The sequence below is a fragment of the Sporocytophaga sp. genome (assembly GCF_017745095.1).
Lineage (GTDB): Bacteria > Bacteroidota > Bacteroidia > Cytophagales > Cytophagaceae > Sporocytophaga.
Genome location: NZ_JAGHZZ010000021.1, coordinates 74629 through 84647, shown reverse-complemented (window position 1 = coordinate 84647; position 10019 = coordinate 74629). Strand labels below are relative to the sequence as shown.

Sequence of the window (10019 nt, the reverse complement as noted above, 5' to 3'; positions counted from 1 at the left end):
AGCTGTCCTAATAATGGGAAGGTTACAGAACTTGTGAAGCATCTAGCTTTCAGAATCTTCTAAAATCGCAAGTTGAAGAATCCTTTAAATCAAGATAATCCTTTTAAATCAGTTGCTTTACGATATTTGTGGATAAAAATGAAATTATTATAATCTCAGACTCAAAGAATCATGTAAATCAAAATAATCATTATAATCAGTGGTTCTGATTTTTGATGTTTCGTGTAAAATATTTTTTTATTATCTGATTTGCCTTTACTTCAGTAAGTTAATTGTTCGCCAGTTATGGAGTAATAGGGGGGCCGTCAAAGAGTATCAAAAAATTGCAAAACTTATAGTATTTTTATAGAAGGGTATATCGTTTTCTAATATGACCCATTTAATTACTATAATATTTAAGTGTTTTTTTTATTAATTATTTCATTACAAGTTTCTTTATGAAAGACAGAGTTTTAGTAAAACTTCTACTATTAAATTTATTATTTTCTTTTTCTGCTCTAGCACAGCACAAGCCTGAATCCTCTGCAAACGCATTTCCTGAGAAAAATATCAACTGGTACAATGCTGATCTTAAAGGGGATAAAATAGCAGGAGTAAGCGTCAATAAAGCATATAACTTATTACTGCAAGGAAAAAAGACTCGTAAAACTGTAATCGTTGCTATTATAGACAGTGGTGTAGATATAGATCATGAAGATTTGAAAGGTAGGATATGGGTCAATGAAAAGGAAATACCGGCTAATGGTATAGACGATGATGGAAATGGATATGTGGATGATATTCATGGCTGGGGATTTCTCGGAAATGATAAAGGCAAAAATATTGAGACAGAAACTTATGAATATGTAAGGATTTTAAGAAAATATGATCCTGTATTTAAGGATATAAAATCAGAGGCAGATGTTCCTGCTGATCAGATTAAAGACTATAAGCTATACATTAAAGTCAAAGCAAAGCATGAAGAAGAAGAAGCGGAACAAACTAAGTTGAGTGAAAGCCTTAAGAAGTTTGAAAAAGTTCTTCATGATGTGGAACAAATTGTTCTTGACCACCTTGGAACCCGCACGTATACTGTAGATGATTTAAAGGAAATTACCTCTTCAAGCAGGAGGGTTTTATATGCACGCGATTGGTTGCTGGATAGGTATAAACAAGGGTTCAGTAAATATGAGTTGGAAAACATGAAGAAAAGAAATGAAGCACAACTGAAAGAGAATTTAAATTTAAGTTATAATCCAAGAGTGCTCATTGGTGATGATATTGAAAATATTAATGACAGTGTTTATGGTAACAATGATGTGAAAGGTCCAAGAGCAGACCATGGTACGCCGGTATCAGGAGTGATTGGTGCAATACGAGGTAATGGAAAGGGCATTGACGGAATTGCTGAAGATGTCAGATTTATGGTTTTAAGAGCTGTGCCCAATGGCGATGAATATGATAAGGATATTGCGCTGGCTATTCGCTATGCAGTAAACAATGGTGCGAATGTGATCAATATGAGTTTTGGTAAAGAATATTCACCTCAAAAGAAGTTTGTGGACGATGCTATCCGTTATGCCGAAGCTCACAATGTTCTTTTGGTGCATGCAGCAGGTAACAGCGGTTATAATATTGATGATATCATTCATTATCCCAGCAGAACTTGCGTTGATGGGGATTCGGTGCGCAACTGGCTGGAGGTCGGAGCTAACAGCATAAAGGCTAATAAGAAGCTATGTGCCAGTTTCTCTAATTATGGAAAAAAGAATGTTGCTCTGTTTGCTCCGGGAGTAGACATTGTTTCCCTGACTGAAGGAAACAAGTATGCCATGGTTAGTGGAACCAGTTTTGCAGGTCCAGTAGTATCAGGAGTTGCAGCCTTAGTATGGTCTTATTATCCGGAACTCACCGCTATTGAATTGAGAAATATTTTATTGAATTCATGTACAAATTTGAATAAAAAGAAAGTACTTATTCCGGGAGGCAAACCAGATGCTTCGAGAGTTCCATTCTCTAGTCTTTCATCTACAGGTGGTATTGTGAATGCCTATCAGGCTCTTCTGATGGCGGAAAAAATGGTAAGTGAGAAAAGGAAGGCATATATTGAAACCTTAGATAATTAAGAATTCGCTTCGTGGCATGTGAATGATCTTCGCTAAAAAAAATATGAATTTGTTTTAATGATTACTTTACAAAAACTCAAATCAAACCTAATATTCTATACATTTCCATGTCGATTCAGCATAAAATATACACAGGTATTATTATAAATTTATTTTTTTTATCTTTTTCATTGCACGCACAAATCCAGGAAGTACTACGACACAAAGCAAGTGGTACCATCGATAGTGACTTTTCATCATCTATCTATTTTTCAGCATTGCAGTCGGATACAAGTGCTTATATTACTATTAATAATCGTTTTTACTGGACCGAAGTAGGTCTGTTTAAAAAGGATAAGAATGCTCAGTGGCAACAAGCGCCATCTCTTAAGGTTCGAAATGTAAGTATGGGTATTTCTTCTTTTTTATCGAAGGATACATTATACAATTTGTCAAGTGGTCCGGAAAATCTAAGTGATAGTATTCTACTATATAAATTTAATAATACTTCATGGGTGCCAGCTTCTAAAAAAATCCCTGGTAAATCTGAATTTATTGATGGAGATATGATTTGTGCAAAGGATGTTTTTTATATTATTTATAAAATTGATAATACAAATTATCTTCAGAAACTTGTAGGAATGGAGTGGCAAACTATCGCAAGTTTTGTTGATGGCTCTTATAGTAAAACCTCGCTTTTCTTTGACAATGATACTTTTTATGCAGCAACAGTAGAATATGGCACTCGTAAATTAACAATGAGAAAAATCAATAATGGAACAGTGACTAATTTGAATTTCTCAGGCGAACCTGTACATGAAGATTGTAAAGTTATTATGACTATGCATAATGGGAAATTAATCCTTGCCTATAATAGAGGACGTGATATATATGATAGGTCTATGCAGTTTTGGTCATTTTTTAATACCCAATGGGAAAAATCTCCTACTGAAGATTTAATTTCATATACTTATGATTTTATGCATAAGAACGGTGAATTATATTTTATATATCCACCTTACTCTGACAATAAAGTAACTATAGTTGGTTCCAGATATATTGAAAAGACTAATGAGTGGACTTATGCATGGAACCATTTAAGTTTTTCCGCTTCCCAACCCTTAATAAATCATGAGTACGAACTTCGTACAATTCGAGTCCTTGACGATCAGATTTATTTTTCTGTAGCCAATGATTACCAAGAAGATCAAATTATAGTGTATGGTTATGTTGAATTGGGTAATACAACTTCAGAATACAGAGATAAATGTAAAGGTGATTCTGCAATTTTAATTCTTAAAGATATTAAGACTGGAGATACGATTACCTGGTTTAATGGGAATGTTGAACTTGCAGAAAGTACTGGCATCGTGGGAGTTAATAATGATACTTTAAAGTTATATAATCTAGATACATCTGGAGTTTATAGAGCTGTAATAAAAAGAAAATATACTCTTTGTAATATTATTGATACCACTGGTTCTTTTAACATAAATGTCCATAAGCCGCAAAGAACTGTCCCGACGGTTCATGACTTTTACTTAACATATAAATCACCCTTTAATTTGTATTTCCCAATATCCGGTGATATCAAAAAAGCCATGTGGTACAAGAATGATTCATTGATTTACACAGACTCTCTATACACGAGCATTTTATATTTAAATTATTATATAAAATCCGGTTCTGAAAAGGATACTGGGACATATAAGATTCAGCTGTTTGACTATTGCGGCAATTATTCATATACCGATACTTTTAAAGTAATGCTTGACGATGTGCCAAATTCCACAATTGCTCCTAATCATGATGGTATGGCTAATTTTACGATTTATCCTAATCCTGCGAGGGGCTCTGTTACGATTAAGGGAGGCCAGACTTCTAAGATCACAGAAATTAATATTTACAATTCATTTGGAAACTTATTGGAAAGTCTGAATAGACATAGTTTCGAAAATATTTCGATGGATCATTATAGTAGTGGTCTTTATATTTTTGAGATATTGCTTGATAATGGTTTGAGCATTAAGAAAAAGGTATCCCTGGAGTAAAACAACTTTCTCCTCCATGACCTGTCCCCACCATGGCTGTCATTTAAACAAGTAAAGATTCATTAAGGAGACCATGATCGGGGTACAGGCAAGATTTCTAGCAATACAGTAAAGCTATGAAAGTCTGAGAAAAGTCCTGACCTCGAAGAGGTCAAATGGTTATAGATAAGAGCAGATCAAGAACATACGACCCTATAGGGGGCGCACCAAGGCAATGCACAGTTATCTATAAATATTTAATCCCTTCTGGGTTGTGAGATTGTCTGAATCAGGATTTACAGGATTTTAGAATTTACAGTATTTTGGTATCCTGCACCATGGACTTTCCAAAACCATAGTTAACTTAACAAAGTAAAGATTCTTTAAGTTGACGGCCATGGTCCCCCGACAAGACACAATTAGAGGCTGGTAAATAAATAGGTTACCTATCTTATAAAACACAATAAGCTTTGTGATAAATGGAAATTTAGTTTACTGAGCTTGTGTTGAAATAGAGTATTGCTGCATAGATTATGCCGTTGAGGGCCTGCCTGTGGCCACGGAAGAGGATTCTGTCATTGATAATGGCTTGTGGAGGCCACGGAGAAATATTCTCGAATGGGTATGAATAAAAGTCTCCATTACCAAACAAAAAATCCCCCGAAAATCGGGGGCTTTTTTGCTTTGTAAAGCTGTAGTCAAACGTCTTACTTCACTAATTCCATATCCCTTATTCCCGCATATAGAGGTTTTATAACCCAATTGCCTGCTCTGTCTATCATTCCCCACTTACCGTTTTCTTTGACAGCTGCATAGCCGTTTTTAAAGTCTCTTGCTCCATCGAATTTAGGTTCAATCACCCACTTGCCTGTGTTGTCATAAAAGCCGAATTTCTCGCCTTTTCTTCCTTTACATAAACCATCACGAAAATCATCAAAGATTTCAGTATCGGAGATCTTTGTTTCTTCACCTTTCTGATTGATATATGCCCAACCATTGTTGGTCCTGGTACGTGCAATACCACTTACGGGATCGAAATTCTTAGCGACATCGTACTTTGCTGGAATCACCAATTCTCCTTTATGATTAATATAGCCCCAATTTCTACCACCCTTTAACCTCACGGCAGCAAGGCCTCCGCGGAATTTGCTTACTTCTGTATATTCAGGTTGGATAGCGATTTTTCCTGTTGGATCAATGAAACCGTAGAATCCGTCTTTAGTCTTGAACTCTGCAAGTCCTTCGGAAAAGGATTTGAAATGCTCAATCCTCTCAATGGGTATATGAGTTTCCTTTCCAGTCTTATCCAACACATAGTAGTTATTTCCTGCTTTTTGGGCAATGGCAAATCCACCGTGAAAGTCTGTGGTAAACTTATAGATGGCGGGTATCACAAGTTTTCCTTTGGTGTCTATATATCCCCATCTGCCGGCATCTTTAACAATCACCTGAGCAAGTCCCTCCGAAAAACCGTGAACATCCGTAAAAAAAGGCGCGTCTCTGAATTCGATTTCAACCTCTGTTTTTAGTACCTGGTTTTTGGTGTCGATAAACCAGAATCCATTTTCTTCGATTCCGGCAAAGCCTTCTTCTGTAAATTCGTCGCACCTGCTATATTGAGGTTGAATAATCATTTCACCTTTATTGTTCATGTACCCCCATTTGCCCGTTTCAAATGTCTTTATCTGGGTGATGAATGTCTGGGCATATGTGGACCCACATGTTAGTAACAAGAACAACAGATTCAGTTTTTTCATATAGCTTAAAGCTGAGTCAATTAAATTTATAAATGCGTAAATAATAAAACGGTATAAATAAAAAGGTATTCTATGCACTTGTTAATCATTAGATGATTTTGAAGCACCGATTCCCCATAAGATCGCTCCGGTTGTTGTTACGCCTATACCGGCAGCCAGGATTACAACTCCAAATCCTCCCATTGGATCTCCTTCACAGTATCCGTTATTGCAGTTATAGTATAATGCATCTGCATTGGCTACCATCATTGTGCCAGCGAGAACCAGGGGTAACCCGGAGAAAGTTAAAATTTTTCCTACTTTTTTAAGAGGATGAGTGTATTTGTCTTGCTGAGGAGTTGCCACGTAAATAAATGTTTCACGCGGTTTTTTAGGAAGTGACAAAGACAGGTTTGTTTTTTTTCTCAAAGGAGCAGTGGATCTGTCAGTATCACCGGCTATTGAATGAGTATAAAATAAAACCCAAAAAGATGAAAGTAAAATAAAAGTTTTCATGTTTTAGTTAAGTTTAATTTTACAAAGATACAAATTTTGCTGCTCAGATAGTGAAGGGGGGAGGGGTAAATGTTTATGGAACATAGAAGGTTGGTTATCAAAATGTACGGGGGTAGGAGACGTATCTGATAATGGTTTTGATTTTCAGATATCTTATGATAATAAAAACTAATTCTTGTTCTGTGCCGAATCGTAGAGACGCCATGCTGGCGTCTCAAAAGCTTTGAGAATGAATTACAATGGATATTTGGAGAAACTAATATTTAGCAATTATTGTGTTCTGATAATTTAAGTTGTAGTGCCAGCGGATAAAGAGACGCCAGCATGGCGTCTCTACATATGAGGACGACACTTCTTTGAATTTTACCACCTTTTAAGTGTAATAGAAAACTTACACAATGGAAATTTATAGATCTTTTTTCTTCTATAAGGTTTTTTCTTTACCAGCCAGTAAATGTAAAAAGCTAAAAAAAGTATCCAACCGATGTACATATTCAAAAGTAATATTTAGTTCTCTTTTAAAAACTTATCATCCTGCAATATCAATAGATTGAGCGTTTGTAATAAGGCGTTAACGCTATCAGTTTTTGAAGTAATACTATATTGATTATTCCAGGTGTTTGATCTTATTAAAATGATGCCAAGGTTAGGATTCCAAAAATGACTGGACTCTCCATCATATCCTCCTTGTGAGACTAGATATTTATATATCTTATATCTATTGCCATTTAAAAGATAAGTCCTGTCTCTCTGGTATGTGATCCGGTAGGATGTATTTTTAGATACTTCAATCTTAGCTCTATAGGAAGTATCTTCTTTCAAAGAATATTTAATTGAATCGGAAATCTTGTTCTCATAATAAAGATAATAAGTTAGTTTATGAACGCCATCTTTAGTGATGTTCTCTGTCTTCATTAAAGGGTCAATGATTGTTTTTACATCATTGGGACCGTGATATCTTGTGTCAATATAAGAAAGGTCTGTCTCTGGAGCTCCTTTATTAGCGACATCTCGGCAAGCAGCAGCAATAAAAATAAGTAATATTAATATTTTGGTTTTATTCATATGCTAATTGAGGAGAGGAGGTTTCCACTCTGTTTATATAAATTTAAGTAAAAAAGTGAATATTTAACTGACAGGTTTGATCTAGAAAGAGACTAGACTTCAAATGTAGTCTCTCTCTCTAGTGGCCTGGGACTATTATTATCAGGGGCAACTTGAGAAGATTCAAATATTAATTAAGTTTCATCTATTGGAATAGAAGTAATTGTGAGTCTGCCAGATAGCTCAAGCTTTATTCTTTTTGAAAGCTCAGATATTTCGCAAGCTCAATATGACATAAAGAAAGATTTACTAAATGGAAAAATATGGTGTTACAGATCATGGATTGGGAAAATTGCATCAATGGGTGGCTATAAATAAATAATTGATTATAAAACCCCTTCCTCCTAAATTATAATTCTAATTACCTTCTAGACACCGGATTTTGATATTATATTTGTGGTCCACTTCCTAAAAAGATCCAATGATTAACGCGACAGAGCAAGAAGAAAGAGAGTACCTCGAAGAGATAAAGGAAAAACTTACGCTGGCTATTAAACATATAGATGATACTGTAAAGCGATACTCAGAAGAGATGAGGCAGAAAAAGCAGTACATCCATGAGCAAAAATCGGGCATGGACGAAGCTGAAATGGTGGCTGCCGACCAATCAATTAATAGAATGGCCTTTACAGGAGGAGCAGCAGTTGAAAGAAAACGCAAACTGATCAAGCTTGGTCAATCTCCTTACTTTGGACGAATAGATTTCGTTGGCAATGATAATGAAAGAGTACCTGTATACATAGGCATTTATTCCTTTGCAGACATGGAAAAGCGTGTTAACCTGATCTATGACTGGCGTGCACCGATATCCTCCATGTTCTACGACTTTGAACTAGGTGAAGCATTCTATGCCACACCTTCTGGAACGGTTCAGGGTGAGATCGTATTAAAACGACAATACAAGATCAGAGATGGTCGTATGGAGTTCATGATTGAAAACGAAGTGAATATTCATGACGATGTTCTTCAGAAAGAACTTGCCAAATCATCTGATGATAAGATGAAGAACATAGTGGCTACCATCCAGCGTGATCAGAATGCTGTTATCAGGAATGACACTTCTCGTATTATGGTTATCCAGGGAGTGGCGGGATCGGGTAAGACCTCTATTGCTTTGCATAGAATTGCTTTCTTGTTATATCGCTTCCGGGATAGCATCGCTGCAAAAGATATATTGATCATTTCTCCCAACAAGGTCTTTGCCGATTACATTTCAAACGTCTTACCTGAGCTTGGTGAAGAGCACATTCCCGAGTTGGTCATGGAAGAGCTGGCTACAGACTTACTTGAAAAGAAATATAAGTTTCAAACATTCTTCGAGCAGGTGTCTAGTTTATTGGATGCCCACGATCCTGCTTTTATTGAGCGGATTAAGTTTAAATCATCGTTTGAATTTCTCAGCAAGCTGAATCAATACCTTCTCCATGTAGAGAATAATTACTTTAAATCTACAGATCTTAGAATCGGTCAAACGGTAGTTCCCGGTCATTTCATTCTTCAGAAATTTAAGGGGTATCATCGAATGCCAATGTTAAAAAGGTTTGAGCTTGTAGTGAAAGACATCCAGACATTTGTCAGAGAGGCAAAAGGACAGAAGCTTACAGGAAGAGATAAGGCACGGATATGGGAAGCTATTCCGCGTATGTTTAAGTATAACAACGTGTTTGACCTCTATAAGGATTTTTATCAATGGATCGGCAGGCCAGACCTATTCAAAACCGACCAAAATATGGGGTTAGAATATGCTGATGTCTTTCCTTTAATATATTTCCGTTTACGCCTGGAAGGGATCAGTACTTTTGATCGCGTGAAACACCTGCTGATAGATGAAATGCAGGATTACACTCCTGTTCAATATGCAGTATTGTCAAGATTGTTTCCTTGCAGAATGACCATTCTGGGAGATATCAGCCAGACGGTTAACCCATACAGTGCTTCATCAGCAGAAACTATAGAACGTGTTTTTCCATCTGCGGATATTGTAAAACTCAATCGAAGTTACAGATCTACATGGGAGATTACTGCGTTCGCTCAGCGTATTGTGCCGAATCCTGATATCATCCCAATGGAAAGGCATGGCCAGGAGCCTGTTGTTTCCGGTTTTAATAGCAATGAAGAGGAGCTGGAGGCTATTAAAAAGATGATTGCTGATTTCAGAAGTTCAGGAAATCAATCTCTTGGAATTATATGCAAGACAAAGCAACAGGCAGAGAAAGCTTATGATGCACTAAAAGCTGAAGGAGTTCATTTGCTTACTGATGAATCTATCGCTTTTAAAGAAGGGGTCAACATTAGTTCTGCTCATTTGGCTAAAGGTCTTGAATTTGATGAAGTGATTGTTCCATTTGTGACAGCAAGTAATTATAAAACGGATGCAGATAAAAGCATGTTGTATATAGCATGTACACGTACAATGCACAAGTTGACAATTACTTATTCGGGGGCGTTAACGGGTTTTTTATTGGAATAAAGAAAGGGCAATAGCTGGGTTGGATTTACTCGATAATAATTTTTGTAATACAAGAAAGGGGGACAAGTGCGAAGTTGCA

General features: G+C 36.3%; 6 protein-coding genes. 3 read left to right on the top strand and 3 right to left on the bottom strand.

Annotated elements, in window-relative coordinates:
- Nucleotides 1-437: 437 nt before the first annotated feature.
- Entirely contained in the window at nucleotides 438-2105 is a 1668-nt protein-coding gene (locus tag J7604_RS22170; RefSeq protein WP_293901042.1) for a S8 family peptidase, read from the top strand.
- Nucleotides 2106-2275: 170 nt separating this feature from the next.
- On the top strand, nucleotides 2276-4135 hold the full coding sequence (locus J7604_RS22165; RefSeq protein ID WP_293901039.1) for a T9SS type A sorting domain-containing protein: 1860 nt from the start codon (nucleotides 2276-2278) through the stop codon (nucleotides 4133-4135).
- 686 nt (nucleotides 4136-4821) lie between these two features.
- Here J7604_RS22165 and J7604_RS22160 read toward each other — a convergent pair.
- From J7604_RS22160 to J7604_RS22150, 3 genes are all read right to left on the bottom strand, one after another.
- Nucleotides 4822-5871, bottom strand: coding sequence for a WG repeat-containing protein (locus J7604_RS22160; RefSeq protein ID WP_293901036.1), 1050 nt, complete (start codon nucleotides 5869-5871; stop codon nucleotides 4822-4824).
- 81 nt (nucleotides 5872-5952) lie between these two features.
- Nucleotides 5953-6366 carry a hypothetical protein gene (locus J7604_RS22155; RefSeq protein WP_293901033.1) on the bottom strand — a complete coding sequence of 138 codons (414 nt, stop codon included), beginning with the start codon at nucleotides 6364-6366 and terminating at the stop codon, nucleotides 5953-5955.
- Nucleotides 6367-6873: 507 nt separating this feature from the next.
- Nucleotides 6874-7431 (bottom strand): hypothetical protein, encoded by a 558-nt coding sequence (locus J7604_RS22150; RefSeq protein WP_293901030.1) that lies wholly within the window; start codon nucleotides 7429-7431, stop codon nucleotides 6874-6876.
- A 460-nt stretch (nucleotides 7432-7891) separates the two neighbouring features.
- On the opposite strand from J7604_RS22150, the gene J7604_RS22145 reads away from it, so the two are divergent.
- Nucleotides 7892-9940 carry a 3'-5' exonuclease gene (locus J7604_RS22145; protein ID WP_293901027.1) on the top strand — a complete coding sequence of 683 codons (2049 nt, stop codon included), beginning with the start codon at nucleotides 7892-7894 and terminating at the stop codon, nucleotides 9938-9940.
- The last annotated feature ends 79 nt before the right edge of the window (nucleotides 9941-10019 follow it).